The organism is Streptomyces gilvosporeus (assembly GCF_002082195.1).
In the GTDB taxonomy this organism is placed as follows: domain Bacteria; phylum Actinomycetota; class Actinomycetes; order Streptomycetales; family Streptomycetaceae; genus Streptomyces; species Streptomyces gilvosporeus.
Genome location: NZ_CP020569.1, coordinates 7,232,730 through 7,247,765, shown reverse-complemented (window position 1 = coordinate 7,247,765; position 15,036 = coordinate 7,232,730). Strand labels below are relative to the sequence as shown.

At 71.2% G+C, this 15,036-nt stretch carries 16 protein-coding genes; 3 read left to right on the top strand and 13 right to left on the bottom strand.

The window, feature by feature from the left end; all coding sequences use genetic code 11:
* Positions 1-125: 125 nt before the first annotated feature.
* From B1H19_RS32085 to B1H19_RS32040, 10 genes are all read right to left on the bottom strand, one after another.
* Positions 126-935 carry an ATP-binding cassette domain-containing protein gene (locus B1H19_RS32085; RefSeq protein WP_030069952.1) on the bottom strand — a complete coding sequence of 270 codons (810 nt, stop codon included), beginning with the start codon at positions 933-935 and terminating at the stop codon, positions 126-128.
* Positions 932-1,975 carry an ABC transporter permease gene (locus tag B1H19_RS32080; RefSeq protein ID WP_083108334.1) on the bottom strand — a complete coding sequence of 348 codons (1,044 nt, stop codon included), beginning with the start codon at positions 1,973-1,975 and terminating at the stop codon, positions 932-934. The genes B1H19_RS32085 and B1H19_RS32080 overlap by 4 nt, the downstream gene beginning before the upstream one ends.
* A complete protein-coding gene (locus B1H19_RS32075; RefSeq protein WP_083108331.1) occupies positions 1,972-2,955 on the bottom strand; it encodes a sugar ABC transporter substrate-binding protein in 984 nt (327 codons plus the stop codon). Before B1H19_RS32075 ends, B1H19_RS32080 begins: the two co-directional genes overlap by 4 nt.
* Positions 2,956-3,164: 209 nt before the next feature.
* Positions 3,165-4,169, bottom strand: coding sequence for a sugar ABC transporter substrate-binding protein (locus B1H19_RS32070; protein ID WP_083108328.1), 1,005 nt, complete (start codon positions 4,167-4,169; stop codon positions 3,165-3,167).
* Positions 4,170-4,332: 163 nt separating this feature from the next.
* Positions 4,333-5,052 carry a GntR family transcriptional regulator gene (locus B1H19_RS32065; protein ID WP_083110005.1) on the bottom strand — a complete coding sequence of 240 codons (720 nt, stop codon included), beginning with the start codon at positions 5,050-5,052 and terminating at the stop codon, positions 4,333-4,335.
* A 230-nt stretch (positions 5,053-5,282) separates the two neighbouring features.
* Positions 5,283-6,002, bottom strand: coding sequence for an SDR family oxidoreductase (locus B1H19_RS32060; RefSeq protein WP_083108325.1), 720 nt, complete (start codon positions 6,000-6,002; stop codon positions 5,283-5,285).
* Positions 6,003-6,069: 67 nt separating this feature from the next.
* Positions 6,070-6,510 carry a PaaI family thioesterase gene (locus B1H19_RS32055; RefSeq protein ID WP_083108323.1) on the bottom strand — a complete coding sequence of 147 codons (441 nt, stop codon included), beginning with the start codon at positions 6,508-6,510 and terminating at the stop codon, positions 6,070-6,072.
* Positions 6,511-6,554: 44 nt separating this feature from the next.
* Entirely contained in the window at positions 6,555-7,415 is an 861-nt protein-coding gene (locus B1H19_RS32050) for a transporter substrate-binding domain-containing protein (protein WP_083108320.1), read from the bottom strand.
* Positions 7,416-7,540: 125 nt separating this feature from the next.
* Positions 7,541-8,209, bottom strand: coding sequence for a bifunctional 4-hydroxy-2-oxoglutarate aldolase/2-dehydro-3-deoxy-phosphogluconate aldolase (locus B1H19_RS32045; protein ID WP_083108318.1), 669 nt, complete (start codon positions 8,207-8,209; stop codon positions 7,541-7,543).
* A 365-nt stretch (positions 8,210-8,574) separates the two neighbouring features.
* Complete coding sequence (locus B1H19_RS32040; RefSeq protein WP_083110004.1) at positions 8,575-9,024, bottom strand: guanyl-specific ribonuclease; 450 nt, start codon at positions 9,022-9,024, stop codon at positions 8,575-8,577.
* Between the two features lie 191 nt (positions 9,025-9,215).
* On the opposite strand from B1H19_RS32040, the gene B1H19_RS32035 reads away from it, so the two are divergent.
* Together B1H19_RS32035 and B1H19_RS38245 are read left to right on the top strand one after the other, a co-directional pair.
* A complete protein-coding gene (locus B1H19_RS32035) occupies positions 9,216-9,881 on the top strand; it encodes a helix-turn-helix domain-containing protein (RefSeq protein WP_083108315.1) in 666 nt (221 codons plus the stop codon).
* A 110-nt stretch (positions 9,882-9,991) separates the two neighbouring features.
* Positions 9,992-10,147, top strand: coding sequence for a DUF6126 family protein (locus B1H19_RS38245; protein ID WP_237289630.1), 156 nt, complete (start codon positions 9,992-9,994; stop codon positions 10,145-10,147).
* A 31-nt stretch (positions 10,148-10,178) separates the two neighbouring features.
* Here the strand turns inward: B1H19_RS38245 and B1H19_RS32030 are convergent, their stop codons facing one another.
* From B1H19_RS32030 to allB, 3 genes are all read right to left on the bottom strand, one after another.
* Positions 10,179-10,997 (bottom strand): AIM24 family protein, encoded by an 819-nt coding sequence (locus B1H19_RS32030; protein WP_083108312.1) that lies wholly within the window; start codon positions 10,995-10,997, stop codon positions 10,179-10,181.
* Positions 10,998-11,144: 147 nt separating this feature from the next.
* A complete protein-coding gene (gene alc / locus B1H19_RS32025; RefSeq protein WP_083108310.1) occupies positions 11,145-12,320 on the bottom strand; it encodes an allantoicase in 1,176 nt (391 codons plus the stop codon).
* Complete coding sequence (gene allB, locus B1H19_RS32020) at positions 12,317-13,660, bottom strand: allantoinase AllB (protein WP_083108307.1); 1,344 nt, start codon at positions 13,658-13,660, stop codon at positions 12,317-12,319. Before allB ends, alc begins: the two co-directional genes overlap by 4 nt.
* A gap of 537 nt (positions 13,661-14,197) precedes the next feature.
* Here allB and B1H19_RS32015 point away from each other — a divergent pair.
* Positions 14,198-14,998 (top strand): IclR family transcriptional regulator, encoded by an 801-nt coding sequence (locus B1H19_RS32015; protein ID WP_083108305.1) that lies wholly within the window; start codon positions 14,198-14,200, stop codon positions 14,996-14,998.
* Positions 14,999-15,036: the final 38 nt, after the last annotated feature.

Here is a 15,036-nt window from a genome sequence, read left to right as displayed (position 1 = left end):
ACCGTACGATGCGCGTGATGCGGATGGTTCGGTGCGATTGTGCATCACCAGCGGCATTCGGCGCACCGCGGCCAGACGTGCCGCGCCCCGCGCCGCACCAGGGCGACGCGGGGCGCAGCAGGCGATCACTCCGGTCGGTGGCCTCCCGGGAATTCCGGTGTCGCCGCCCGCGCCAGCTCGTGGCTGAGGGCTTCCAGCTCGCTGCCGCCCGCCATCTGGCGGGTCAGCTCCTCCAGGGCGATGTCCGATTTGGCGTGCCGGCCGGCCATCGTGCCGCGCTTGAGGAGGACGAAACGGTCGCCGACCAGATAGGCGTGATGCGGATTGTGGGTGATCAACACCACGCCGAGCCCGGCGTCCCGCGCGGCCGCGACGTACTTGAGGACCACCCCGGACTGCTTGACGCCGAGCGCCGCCGTCGGCTCGTCCAGGACGAGGACCTTGGCGCCGAAGTAGACGGCGCGGGCGATGGCCACACACTGCCGCTCGCCGCCGGAGAGGGTGCCGATCGGCTGGTCGACATCGCGCAGATCGATGCCCATCCGCAGCAGCTCACTGCGGGTGGTCTCGCGCATGGTGCGCGCATCGAGCCGCTTGAAGGGGCCCACGCCGGTCCTCGGCTCGGAGCCGAGGAAGAAGTTGCGCCATACGGGCATCAGCGGGACGACGGCCAGGTCCTGGTAGACGGTGGCGATGCCGCGGTCCAGCGCCTCGCGGGGCGAGGCGAGCCGGGTCTCCTCCCCCTCGATGCGGAAGGTGCCGGCGTCGTGCTGGTGCAGCCCCGCGATGATCTTGATGAGGGTGGACTTGCCGGCGCCGTTGTCGCCGAGGACGCAGGTGATCTCCCCGGCGTGCACGTCCAGGGACACGCCCTCCAGGGCCTTGATGTTGCCGTAGAACTTGCTGACGTCGTCGAGCTCGACCAGCGCTGTCATGACTTGTCCTCCGCCCGCTTGCGGACCCATGCGTTCAGGAGTGTGGCGAGCAGCAACATCGCGCCGAGGAAGAACTTGTACCAGTCCGGATTCCACTGTGCGTAGACGATGCCCTTGCTGGTCATGCCGAAGATGAAGGCGCCGACCGCGGCCCCGATCGCCGAGCCGAAGCCACCGGTCATCAGACAGCCGCCGACCGCCGCGGCGATGATGTAGAGGAATTCGTTGCCGACGCCGTCGCCGGACTGGATCGCGTCGTACGAGAAGAGCAGATGCTGTCCGGAGATCCAGGCGGCGAAGGCGACGCCCATGTACAGGCCGATCTTGGTCTTGGTGACCGGCACACCCACCGCCCGCGCCGCGTCCGCGTTGCCGCCCACCGCGAAGATCCAGTTGCCGACGCGGGTGCGCAGCAGGATCCAGGTGGCGACGGCGACCAGCGCCAGCCACCACACGATGGTGATCTGGATGTCGGCGCTGCCGAGGGTCAGATGCGAGGCGAAGACCGTACGGGCCGAGTCGAAGCCCTCCATGTCGGCGATGGACTTCGTGGAGACGGTGCCGTCGATCAGCTTGGTGAAGCCGAGGTTGAGGCCGGTCAGCATGAAGAAGGTGCCGAGCGTGATGATGAAGCTGGGCAGTTTCGTCCGGGTCAGCAGGACCCCGTTGAGGGCGCCGAAAGCCAGCGTGACCAGCAACGACACCCCGACGCCGACCCAAGTGTTGGCGGTCATCTGATAGCTGAACATGGACGAGATCAGCGCCGAGCTGATGACCATGACGCCGGCCGACAGATCGAATTCGCCGCCGATCATCAGTAGTGCGACCGGGACGGCCATGATGCCGATCGTCGACGAGGCGTAGAGCACGGTGGAGAGGCTGGAGACCCGCAGGAACGGTTCGGCGGTGATCGCGAAGAAGAGGAAGACGGCCACCGCGCCGACCACGGAGCCCAGCTCGGGGCGGCCCATCAGGCGGCGCGCCAGGGAGCGGTGCAGCAGCCGTTCGTCGGCCGCGGGTGCCTTGACGGTGGTGGTCATCGGGTCCCCCGCTGGGTGAAGTCCTGCAACGCGGCGGCGTCCTTCTTGGTGATCACCTGGGGTCCGGTGAGCACCGGCTTGCCGCCGCCGAGCACGTCGGAGTTGTACTTGTAGAGCCAGAGCAGGTCGACCGCCTCATAGCCCTGGAGGTAGGGCTGCTGGTCGACGGCGAAGCCCAGGGAGCCGTTCTTGAGGCCGGTCGCCACCTGGGCGTTGAGGTCGAAGGTGTCGATCTCGGCCTTGCTGGCGGCCTGCTCCTTGGCTTTGACGGCCGTGGCGGCGAAGGGGGCGCCGAGGGTGACGACGGCGTCGATGGACGGATCCGCCTGGAGCTTGGACTCGATGGACGACTGGACGTCCGGCATGTTCGTGCCGTCGACGTAGAGCTTCTGAAGGTCGCCCTTGAAGGTCTTCTTCGCGCCGTCGCAGCGCTGCTCATGGCCGACGTTGCCCTGCTCGTGCAGGACGCACAGGGCCTTCTTCCGGCCACGCTTGTTCAGCTCGTCGCCCACGGCCTCACCGGCCACCGTCTCGTCCTGCCCGATGTGGGTGAGCGCACCGAACGCCTTGGACTGCGCGGCCCCGGAATTCACCGTGATCACCGGGATCCCGGCCTTCTCGGCCTTTTCCACGACGTCCTTCATGGCGCTGGGCTTGGCGAGCGAGACGATCAACCCGTCGACCTTCTGGTCGATATAGGACTGCACCAGCTGGGACTGCCGCTGGCCCTCCTCGTCGTGCCCGTAGAGGAAGTTGATGTTGTCCTTGACGGCGGCCTGCTTGGCGCCGTTCTGCACGATGTCCCAGAAGGTGTCGCCGTCCCCGGAGTGGGTGACCATCGCAAAGGTCCACTTCGGGGTGTTGACCGCGGCCTTGCCACCGGCGGTCTGGGCGGTGCGCGCCTCCTCGGCGCGCTTGCCGCCGGTGGCGCTGCACCCCGCCAGGCCGGCGCAGAGCACCGCCGCCAGCGCGACGCTCACCGCGCGTCCCCTTCTTCGTATCCGTCCTCTACTTCGATCCGTTGCCACGAGGACTCGCCCTTCCCGCTGGTGTTGCTGTGTTGGCCGCATGGGTGGTAGCTCCCTGGCTGCGTCCGCCGGCCGTCCGGCCGGTAGCCGCCTGGCTGGATTTCGTCCAACCGCACAAGTATCCGTTACCGGTGATCTGTCCCGGTTCGAGGGGTCGGCGCTCATCGGGTGCCCCGGCCCGTGTATTCCTCCAGCTTCGGTACGTCCTTGCCGCTGACCAGCTGCGGGCCCGTGAGCACCGGCCGGCCGCCGCCCAGGACGTTGGCATTGGCCTTGTGCAGGGCGAGCAGGTCCACCGCCTCGTACCCCTGGAGGTAGGGCTGCTGGTCGACGGCGAAGGTGACGTCCTTGGCCTTGAGCAGCTTGACCACGGCGACGTTCAGATCGAAGGTCGCGATCTGCGCCTGGCTGCCCGCCTCCTGCTTGGCCTTGACGGAGATCGCCGCCATCGGCGCACCGAGCGTGACGATGGAGTCGATGGAACTGTCGGACTGGAGCTTGGCCTCGATGGACGACTGCGAGGCGGGGGCGTTGGTGCCGTCGACGTTGAGGTTCTCGACCGTGCCGGAGAAGCCCTTGCGGACGCCGGCGCAGCGGTCCTCCAGCGACACGTTGCCCTGCTCGTGGATGACGCACAGGGCCTTCTTGCGGCCCCGCCGGCCGAGCTCCTCGCCGACTGCCTTGCCCGCCACCGACTCGTCCTGGCCGATATGGGTCAGCGCCCCGTACGCCTTGGAGAACTGGCCGCCGGAGTTGATGGTGATGACCGGGATGCCGTGCGCCACGGCCTTGCGGACCACCGCCTTGAGGGCCTCCGGCTTGGCGAGGGTGACGATCAGCCCGTCGACCTTCTGGTCGATGTAGGACTGCACCAGCTCGGCCTGTTTGGCGCCTTCTTCGTCGTTGGCGTAGAGGAACTTCACCCGGTCCTTGGCGGCGGCCCGCTCCGCGCCGTTCTGGACGATGTCCCAGAAGGTGTCGCCCTCGCCGGAGTGGGTGACCATGCCGATGGTCATCCGGGGTGTGCCCGCCCCCTCGTCCCCGGCGCCCGCACCGGAGGCGCTGCACCCGGCGACCAGCGCGAGGGCCGCCACCAGGGCGGTGGCCGCGGGGAGGGTGACGGGTCTGGCCGTACGCACTTTTCGCGCGCTTCGCACGCCGATCATCGTGGAACCGCCTTTGCTCCAGGCCGCGGGAGTGCGGCTGGAGGAGTTCTAACGGCGGGCGCGGAGCCGCGTCAATACTTTGTCCGAACATTCTGACGACAGCACACGCGCGGCCACGGTCCGCGACCGTTCAGGGACGCGACTCTTCAAGGGACGCGACTCCTCAGGGACGAACCAGCAGCTGGAACTCGAAGGCGTACCGCGACGCGCGATAGACATGCGAACCGAACTCGACCGCGCGCCCGGTGTCGTCGAAGGTGGTGCGCTGCATCGTCAGCAGCGGGGCACCTTCGGGCTCCTCCAGCCGCTTGCCCTCGTCGGCCGTCGCGGCCCGGGCGCCGACGGCCTGGCGGGCGCTGTGCAGGGTGATCCCGGCCGCCCGCATCAGGCGGTAGAGCCCGGTCTCCTCCAGCTCGGCGGTCTCCAGCGTCAACAGGCCGGCCGGCAGGTGGTTGCGCAGATGTGCGACGGGCTCGCCGTGGGCGAACCGCAGCCGCTCGACGAGCGCCACCTCGGCGCCCTCTGCGATGCCCAGCGCGGCGGCGACCTCGGCGTCCGCCACGGTGGTGGTGTTGAGCAGCACCCGGGTGGCGGGCTTCTGCCCGGCCGCCTCCAGGTCGTCGTAGAGGCTGCTCAGCTCCAGCGGGCGCTTGACCTGGCTGTGCACGACCTGGGTGCCGATACCGCGGCGGCGGACCAGCAGCCCCTTGTCGACCAGCGACTGGATCGCCTGGCGCACGGTCGGACGGGACAGCCCGAGCCGCCCGGCCAGTTCGATCTCGTTGCCGAGCAGACTGCCCGGCGCCAGCCTGCCGTTCTCGATCGCCGCCTCCAGCTGCTGCGACAGCTGGAAATACAACGGGACCGGGCTGCTCCGGTCCACGCTGAACTGGATCGGGCTCTCGGCGCCCGTGGCATGTGCATCGCGTTTCACCACGCTCGCGAGCGTATCCGCCCGCGCAGATGACGGGAAGTCCAGAGGTCACATTGTCCGGACATTGTCGGGCGGGGATGGGCGCGGGGCTCGGGTGCGGGAGTGCCGGGCTGCCGGAGGCCCGGGCGTGGGGCGTGGGGCGTGGGGCGTGGGGCGTGGGGCGTGGGGCGTTCGGACGGTTACCACGGCAGCGGGCGGCCGTCGCGGAAGAAGCCGCCCGTCGGCCCGTCGTCGGGCAGCGTCGCGGCGTGGACGACGCTCACCGCCCCCTCCTCGACCGGCCGCCCGCCCGGCCCGCCCATGTCGGTGGCCACCCACCCGGGACAGACCGCATTGACCAGGACGCCGTCGTCCCGCATCTCGTCCGCCAGCATCCGGGTCAGCGCGTTCAGACCGGCCTTGGAGGCGCTGTACGCCGGGGTGCCGCCGCCCATGGAGGCGAGCGAACCGGCCTCGCTGGAGACGTTCACCAGCCGCGGATGCGCCGAGGCGCGCAGCAGCGGCGCAAAGGCGATCGCCATCCGCCACGGCCCGTACAGATTGGTCTCGGCCGCCTCCCGGACGACCGCGAGGTCGGCGGTGACGGCCCGCTGCCAGGTGTCGTAGGCGATACCGGCGTTGTTGACGAGGACGTCCAACCGACCGTAAAGATGGGCGACTTGGCCCACCGCGGCGGCCACGCTGCCCTCGTCCGTCACATCGAGCCGCAACGGCCGCACCTCGCGCCCGGTCTCGCGCGTCAGCTCCTCGGCGGCCCACTCGGTGGGCTCGATGCTGCGCCCGGTCAGCAGCACCGTATGCCCGAGGGCCGCCAGTTGCCGGCACACCTCCCGGCCGATTCCGCGGTTGGCGCCGGTGACGAGGGAGACGGTGGCGGTCGGGTCGAGCGACGGGGGCATAAGGGGGCTCCTGAGGCGGGTGGGGGCGGTGCAGGGATACGTAGCCGCTCACCCGCGTTCCGTCACCTCACATCGCCCGGCTGCGCGCCCCCTCCCCCGGCGGCCCGTTGAGCGGCATCGCCGTCCCCTGCGCCACCGCGCACATGCTCTCGGCGCCCTCCTCGTCGACCGCCACCACCTCGCACCGGCACACCGCCTGCCGGCGCCCCGCCTGCACGACCTCGGCGCGGGCGCGCAGCAGACGCCCGCGGGCCGGGCGCAGATACTGGATCGAGAAGCCGCCGGTGACGATGGCGGGCCCCAGGGCCGTCGCGGCGGCGAAGGTGAGGGTGTTGTCGGCGGCGTAGGACAGCACCCCGCCGTGCACAAAGCCGTGCTGCTGGAGCAGCTCGTCGCGGATATCGATCTCCAGGGTGGCGCCGCCGGCCCCGATCTCCGTGAGCCGCGCCCCCACGAGCCGGCTGAACGGCTGCCCCTCCAGTGCCTCCTGCGCCGCGGCGAGGTCCATCGCCGCCTCCTCCTTACCCCTCACTTCACTCGCCTCTCGTCTCGTCACTTCATCCACGCCGCCTCGTACCTCCGATACGTCCCGTCATGTGTGGCCAGATGGACCCACTGGTCCACATACGCCCTGAACTCCTCGTCGCCGCGCGGCAGTGCATACGCCTTCTCGGAGAAGGTGAACGGCTTGTCGGGGTGGACCGAGCAGAGTTCGGGGTGGCGGGCGGCCTGGTAGCGGGTCTCGCTCGCGTCGGTCATCATCACATCCGCGCGGCCGGCGATGATCTCGTCGAAGATGGTGGTGTTGTCCCGGTGGACGATGATGCGGGCCTTCTTGAGGTGGGCGCGGGCGAACTCCTCGTTGGTGCCGCCGGGGTTGACGATGACCCTCGTCCCGGGGCGGTCGATCTGATCCAGCGTCCGGTAGCGGTCCTTGTCGGCGCAGCGGACGAGGGGCGTCTTGCCGTCCGTACCGGTGGGCTCGCTGAAGTACGCGGTGCGGGCGCGGGCGAGGGTGATCGAGACGCCGCCCATGGCGATGTCGCAGCGGCCGGCGGCGAGGTCGCCGATGAGGCGGGCCCAGGTCGTGGCGACATAACGCGGTGTGGCGTCCAGGCTCTTGGCGAGGTCCCGGGCCATCCGGATGTCGATACCGCGGTAGGCGCCGGACCGGGGATCGCGGTAGGTGAAGGGGCGGTAGTCGCCGGTGGTGCAGACGCGCAGCACCCCGCTCCGCGGAATGGCGTCCAGGAGCGTGGCGGTCGGCCGCCGGGTGTGCGGGGCGGCCGCGGTGGGCGCGGAACCGGGCGTGGGAGCCGGGGCGGTGGCGGACGGTACGGCGGCGGGCGAGGGCGCGACGGCGGTGAGGGCGAGCAGACAGGCGAGGGCGGACAGCGTGGCGGCGCGCTTCATGGCGACTCCTGCGGCATGCGCATGATCATGTGGCGGAAGCGCTCAGCCTGGCAGAGGGGGCTGCCCTGCGGAAGCCCGCCTACGGAAGCCGTCCACCGCGCGGCGTCGCCGCCCCCGCCCGGAGCTCAGTCCTCGAACGGCTCGGCCATGACGTCCGGTGACGGATGGTCGGGGGCGGCCTCGGCGAGGCGGACGAGGAGGTCGGCGGCGCGTTTGGTGACGGTGTCGCGGTCGCCCTCGGAGAGCGCGGAGCCCATGCCGACGGCGACCGCGCCCGCGGCGATCCAGTCCGGTGCGTCCTCGACCGTCACCCCGCCCGTCGGCAGCAGCGGCACCTGGGGCAGGGCGGCGAGCACCTCCCGTATCCAGGACGGGTGATGGGCGGCGGCCGGGAACAGTTTGAGGGCGTCGGCGCCCAGTTCGAGAGCGCGGACCATTTCGGTGGGCGTCGACACACCGGGGAAGACCGGGACGCCGTAGCGGTGGCCCGTACGGATCACTTCCGCGTCCAGGCTCGGCGAGACCAGGAAGCGGGCCCCGGCGTCCACGGCCATCCGGGCCGACACCGCGTCAAGAACCGTGCCCGCGCCGATGACCGCGTCCTCCCCCAGCTCGCGGGTGAGGGTGGTGACCGCCTCCAGCGCGAACGGCGTGGTCAGGGATATCTCCAGGCTGGTGATGCCGGCCGACAGCAGGGTGTCGGCGGTGGCGCTCGCCTCGTCATAGGTCTTGCTGCGGACGATGGCGAAAACCCGCTGAGCCAGGGCGGCCCGGGTGATCTCCCAGCGATACACGGCAGTTCGCCGTCCTTCCTTGTCTCCAACGCTGCATGCCGCCGTCCACCGCCCGGCGCGGCTGCGACGGGCCCGTCCCGACGGAAAGGGCGGACCAGGCACTTCCCGGGGCGCGCCACGACAACCGGCCATGTCATGGCCCTCGACCGCTGCACGGCCTCTTTGCCGCCGATGCCCGCCCACTCCTCGTTTCTACCGAAACGCTACCGGCAACCACTGACAATCCTCCCTCGGGGGTACGCCCTCGCGCCCCCCTTCCGCCAAGAATGAGGGGGAAGGACCGACCGGGACCCGCACACAGCACGACGGCGGCCGGGGTGCCTGTGCACCCCGGCCGCCGCGACGTCACGCCGCTGCCGGATACCTCAGCAGCTGCGGTCGACGAGATCGAACGTCTTGTAGTGGTCGGCGGTGTAGTAGTCCTCGTCCTTCTTCTCGCCGGCCACGATGCGCCGGGCGCCGCGGTCGGGAGAGCCGGGAGTGATGACGGTGTACTCGTGGTAGTAGTCGGCGCTCTGGGACGGCAGGATGCCTTCGCGGTTGTCGAAGACGGTGCCGTCCTTCGGGTACGGGAAGGGCCCGCCCTTGGCTATCAGGTCCAGGGTGTCGTGGGCCTGGGAGGGCAGCTTGGAGTAGCAGACGTTGCCGACCGAGGCGGCGTGCACCGGCGTTGCGTGCGCCGTCGCGGCGTACGCGGTGGCCTGGTGCGGGGTCGCGACCGCGGCCGTGGCGGTGACCGCGGTACCGCCTATGAACAGGGCCGATGCGAGGGCGCCGACGGCGCCGATCCGGGTGATCCGTGGGGGGATTCTCATACCGTCCAGCATGACGCGCGTAGACATGACCCTGTCAATGCCAACGAGCCTATGTTTCCCGGGAGTTCACAAAATCCCCACCGTGGCCCGCGCCCCGCTCCCGCCTCACGTGCCCGCACCGGGACCCCTCGGCGATTTGCCTCAGAGGCAAAACTTTTGCCCCTCGGGCGATAGGTGGCTATACCGGGAGCATGACGGACACGGACCCCGGCGGGCTACCCGCCACCCCTCCGGGCGCCTCGCCCGACTCCGGCCCGGACCCCTCTCCCGAGGAACTGGCCACCGTCGCGCCCCGGCTGCGCGACCTGCGGCGCCGTAGCGGACTGACCCTGGAGGCCGCCGCCCGGCGGGTCGGGCTGTCGCCCGCGCATCTGTCGCGGCTGGAGACCGGCCGCCGCCAGCCGTCGCTTCCGATGCTGCTGGCCCTGGCCCGTACGTACGGAACCACGGTATCCGACCTGCTCGGCGAGACCGCGCCCGAACGGGACCCGATCCTGCGGGCGGGACGCACCGAGCCGTCGGAGGCCGGCGGCTGGACGTACTGGACGGTGGGCGGGGCCGGGCGGGCGATGCAGGCGCTGCGGGTGCATGTGCCGCAACGGGTGCAGGGCGAGCTGGTGCGGGTGCATCCGGGTGAGGAGTGGCTGTACGTCCTCACGGGACGGCTGCGGCTGACGCTGGGTGAGGCGGTGCATGTGCTGGCCCCGGGGGACGCGGCGCATTTCGACTCGCTGACACCGCACCGGATCGCGGCCGCTTCCCGGGGCGGCACGGAGCTGCTGTTCGTCCACACGCTGCTCCAGAGCGGGGCCGCGGAGCTGTGCCTGGGGGACGGAACCCCACGCCGCGGAGTGTGACCGCCCCCCCCGGCTGCCCCCGGCGCCACCGAGCCCCGCCGAAAGCGCCACCCGGCCCCGCCGGCAGCCGCACCGAGATCCCCACCGAGCCCGGGAAAGGACCGTACGCCGTGCCCGACCAGACGCCCCAGGAGCGCCCCGCCCGCGCCTACGTCGAGACCAAAGCGCCGCGCGGGGTCTATGTCCGCGTCTTCATCTACGTCGTCGCCACCCACGTCCTGCTGGCGTTCCTGAGCCTGCTGGTGTACGCCGCCAAGACGCGCTGAGCGCCACCCGCCCGGGACCGGGAACCCGGCCTCACCCCGCATGGGTCGAGAACAGGCCACCCGTCGGCCCCTGTTTGTCCCCGCCCTGGGCCTTCTTCAGGGCGTTGGCCAGGCCCTCGATGGTGAGCGACTGCAAGATGACCCGGCCGTTGCCCTCCAGGGTCGCCAGGGACAGCCCTTCGCCGCCGAACACGGCGTTCATCAGGCCCTGGCGGTTGAGCCCGCCGATCCGCTGGACGCCGTACTCGATGCCCTCCTCGAAGGCGACGATGCAGCCGGTGTCGACCTCGATACGGCCGCCGAAATCGGCGGGGTTGAGATCGATGAAATTGCCCGCACCGCAGATGATGACCGTGCCCCGGCCGGTGAACTTCTCCAGGATGAAGCCCTCGCCGCCGCTCATGCCCGTACGGCCGCCGGCGAACGCGATACCGAAGTCGACGGTCGACTCGGCGGCGACGAAGGCGTCCTTCTCCGCGAACCATGCGCGGTGCCCGTCCAGTTCGAGGGCGCGCATCTCACCGGGCAGCACCCCGGCGAAACCGACCGTGCCCTCGCCGCCGGTGGAGGTGAAGTACTGGAAGGCGAGCGATTCACCCGCCAGGGCCCGCTGACCGACCTGCATGGCCGTCCCCATGGCCTGCCTCAGGAGGCCGCCCATACCGCCGCCCGCGCCACCGCCGCCACCGCCCTGATGGTGGTCGCCGGGCCCGGACAGCCGCGTCTCCATCGTCACATTCGCCGTCTTGAACAGGAACTTTCCGGCCTCGCAATAGACGGTCTGGCCGGGCTGGAGCGAGCAGACGGCCATCTGCATGGCGTTGCCGACGATCTCTTGCTGGAGGGTCACAGCACACTCCCTGGTGCGACGGAGGAACGAACGCCCGCACAACGAGCGGCGCGACCGGCGGGTTCCAGGGGCCGCCGCTCCCCGTCGCGACGGAACGACCGGGGCGACCGGGCGGCACGGGCCGCCCGGTCACCGGTCCTCGTGGCGTCACCGTCCGGCGCCGCCGCCCAACTCCTCATGGCGGGCGGCCAGTCGGCGCGCCCCCTCCTCGGTGAGCGAACCGTGCAGCCGCAGCCGGGCGATACCGCCGTCCGGGAAGATGTCCATCCGGACCTCGGTGGCGGCCGCGGCGTCGTCCAAGAGGAAGCGGTGGACGGTGTCGGGCTGGAGACGGGTGCGCGGCAGCAGCTCGGTCCACTCCCCGTCCCCGTCCTTCTCGCCGTCCCGGCCGAAGAGGGCCGCCCAGCCCGCCGAGTTGCCCTTGAGGTAGCCGGTGTCGATCTCCACGGCGCGGATCACGGACTGCTCGGTGAGGCGGTAGCGGACCCAGTCGTTGCCGCTGCCGCGGCGGCGCCGGGTCTCCCAGCCGTCGTCCATCTTGCGGGAGCGGCCCGGCTGGATGGTGTTGGCGGGCGAGGAGTAGAAGCGGTCCGAGGCGTCCTCGACCCGGCCGCCGTTCTCCAGGGCGGCGAGGTCGAAGGTGCCCAGCGCGGCCAGCCACTCGGGGGCCGGGACGACCTCGCCGTGCACCCGCAGGCGGGCGACGCCCCCGTCGGGGTGCTGGTTGAGGCGCAGATGGGTGAAGCGCCGGGGGACGTCGACGGCGAAGCCGTTGGCGGCGTGGCCGCCGATGGCAGTGCGCGGGACGAGCGTGGTCCAGGTGACGTCGTCGGCCAGGAGGTCGTCGGGCGAGGGCGAGCCGTCCACCCAGGTGGCCTCGACGCTGACGGACTGCGGGTAGTTGCCGCGGAAGTGGGCGGTGTCGACGACGATCCCGTGGATCACGCCGGGCGCGCCGAGCCGGATCAGCGCCCAGTCGTGGTCCTCGTCCGCGGGGAAGGGGTGGGCGCCGTCGATGCCGCGGCGGCGCCGGGTCTCCCAGCCGTCCATGATCTTGCCCTTGTGGCCGAAAGCCTCCGGGTCGAAGTGGGCGGCCTCGGGCTTGAGGAGGTTCTCGCGCTCGGCGAAGAACTCGTCGTTGGCCGCGATCACCCCGGCGCCCAGCCGCCGGTCCGCGAGGTCGGGCAGCTGCGCGAAGGGGAGGCCGCCGGGGCCCGGGGTGCGGTAGTCGGCGTACGGGTCGCCGCCCGCGTAGGGGCTTGCGTCACCGGTGAAGCGGGGTGTCTCCGGGCCGGGCGATGGGGGGAGGTCGGCGCTGGTCATATGCTCTGCGGCCTTTCCAGGAGCCGGCCGACGGGCTCGGCGAGGGTGGCACCGTCGTTGATCTTCCGGCCGCGCAGCCAGGTGGACCGTACGACGCCGTACAGCGTCCGGCCCGCGTATGCCGTGATCTTGTTGCGGTGTTCGAGCGCCTGCGGGTCCACGGTGAAGGTCTCGTCCGGGGCGAGGACGGCGAAGTCGGCGTCGCGGCCGGGCTCGATGGCGCCCTTTTGGCCGAGGCCGACGAGCGCCGCCGGGGCGGTGGCCATCCAGCGCACCACGTCGTCCAGGGTGTGGCCGCGTTCGCGGGCCGCCGTCCAGATGGCGGGCAGGCCCAGCTGGAGGGAGGAGATACCGCCCCAGGCCGCGCCGAAGTCGGCGGACTTGAGGTCGGCGGTGGAAGGCGAGTGGTCGGAGACGATGCAGTCGATGGTGCCGTCGGCCAGGCCCTGCCAGAGCGCGTTCTGGTTGGCCGCCTCGCGGATCGGCGGGCAGCACTTGAACTCCGTTGCGCCGTCGGGGACTTCCTCGGCGGTCAGGGTCAGAAAGTGCGGACAGGTCTCGACGGTGATCTTGACGCCCTCGCCCTTGGCGGCGGCGATCAGCGGCAGCGCGTCGCTGGAGGACAGATGCAGGACGTGCACCCGGGCATCGAGCAGCTTGGCGAGGGAGATCAGCCCGGCGATGGCGTCGTTCTCGCTGGCCCGGGGACGGGAGGCGAGGAAGTCGGCGTACTTGGGGCCGTGCGCCTCGGGGGCCGCGTCCAGGTGGCCCGGGTCCTCGGCGTGCACGATCAGCAGACCGTCGAAGCCGGCGATCTCCCCGAGGGCGGCGGCCAGCTGCTCCTGGTCCAGCTGGGGGAACTCGTCCACGCCGGAGGGCGAGAGGAAGCACTTGAAGCCGAACACCCCGGCGTCGTGCAGCGGGCGCAGGTCCTTGACGTTGCCGGGGATGGCGCCGCCCCAGAAGCCGACGTCGATATGCACCTTGCTGCGGGCGACCTCGCGCTTGGTGTCGAGGTGCGCGGCGGTGGTGGTGGGCGGGAGGCTGTTGAGCGGCATGTCCACGAGGGTGGTGATCCCGCCGGCCGCGGCCGCGCGGGTGGCCGTCCAGAAGCCCTCCCACTCGGTGCGGCCGGGGTCGTTGACGTGGACGTGGGTGTCGACGAGGCCGGGCAGCAGGACGTCGTCACCGAAGTCCTCGATCCGCGCCGTGGCCGGGGGCTCGGCGTCGTGCGGCAGGACCGCGGCGATCTTCCCGTCCGTGACGACGACGGACGCGGCACGCGTCCCCTCCGGGGTGACGACGCGCGTGGAGCGCAGCACCAGCTCTGTTTCGGACACCCAGTCCCCTCCTCGTAGCGTGTTTTCATCGTTGCGTGCCGCCGCGCGGGGCGCACGGCCGGCGGCCGGTACGGTGGCCGGTGCCGGGAATGCACCCCGCGACGCCATGCGGAATTCAACAGTCTGTTGAACGAGTTTTCACTTCGGACCCCGGCCCGTCAAGACCCTCCGCCACACCACCGCTGACCTGCGACGGAATGCTCTCCTGCGGAATCGACCCGGTGGACCGCCCCTCTCCGACCCCGGAACGACCGCGACTGCGGTGGCGGCGTTTGGAGGATTCCATAGAATGGACAGTAGGTTTCGCGCAGCAGAACGTAGCTATGGCCACTGGCATCGCCGAGGGATCACGTATAGACACCGCCCCCTTCTCACGCCTTGGGACGACCGGGCACCTGACCGGCGGGAACGACTGTGCGAGAGGCCGTGTGCCAACGGGAGGGGACCGGTAGGCTGCTGCGGTCGGGCCCGGCGCCCGAAAGCCCCTGGGCACGAAGATGCCGAGACCGATCCGATCCGCCCCGAAAGGAACGCGCCGTGCCGCCGTCCAGCGCCAGCACCTCCGCCGCCGAAGCCAAGCCCCAAGGTGCCGGCGGCGTCCAGTCCCTCGAGCGCGCCTTCGATCTGCTTGAGCGGATGGCCGACGCCGGGGGCGAGGTCGGCCTCAGCGAGCTCTCCAGCAGCAGCGGACTGCCGCTGCCCACCATCCACCGCCTGATGCGCACCCTGGTGGCCTGCGGCTACGTCCGTCAGCAGCCCAACCGCCGGTACGCCCTCGGCCCGCGTCTGATCCGGCTGGGCGAGAGCGCCTCGCGGCTGCTGGGCACCTGGGCGCGGCCGTATCTGGCCCGCCTGGTGGAGGAGACCGGCGAGACCGCCAACATGGCACTGCTCGACGGCGACGAGATCGTGTATGTCGCGCAGGTCCCCTCCCGGCACGCGGTCCGCATGTTCACCGAGGTCGGCCGCCGCGTCCTGCCGCACTCCACCGGCGTCGGCAAGGCCCTGCTGGCCAACCATCCGCCGGAGGAGGTCCGCGCGCTGCTCGGCCGTACGGGCATGCCCGCCGCGACCGAGAAGACGATCACCGACCCGGACGGCTTCCTCGAAGCGCTCGCCGACGTCCGGCGGCTGGGCTACGCGGTGGACGACAACGAGCAGGAGATCGGCGTCCGCTGCCTCGCGGTGCCGGTGCCCAACTCGCCCACGTCCGCGGCGATCTCCATCTCGGGTCCGACCGGCCGGGTGACGGAGGCGGCGACGGACAAGATCGTGCCGGTGCTCCAGGAGGTCGCGGCGCAGCTGTCGGTGGCGCTGGCGAGCCAGTCGCCGGCGTAGGCCACGGGCGGGCCGGGGCGCGGGCGGCCGGGGCGGTT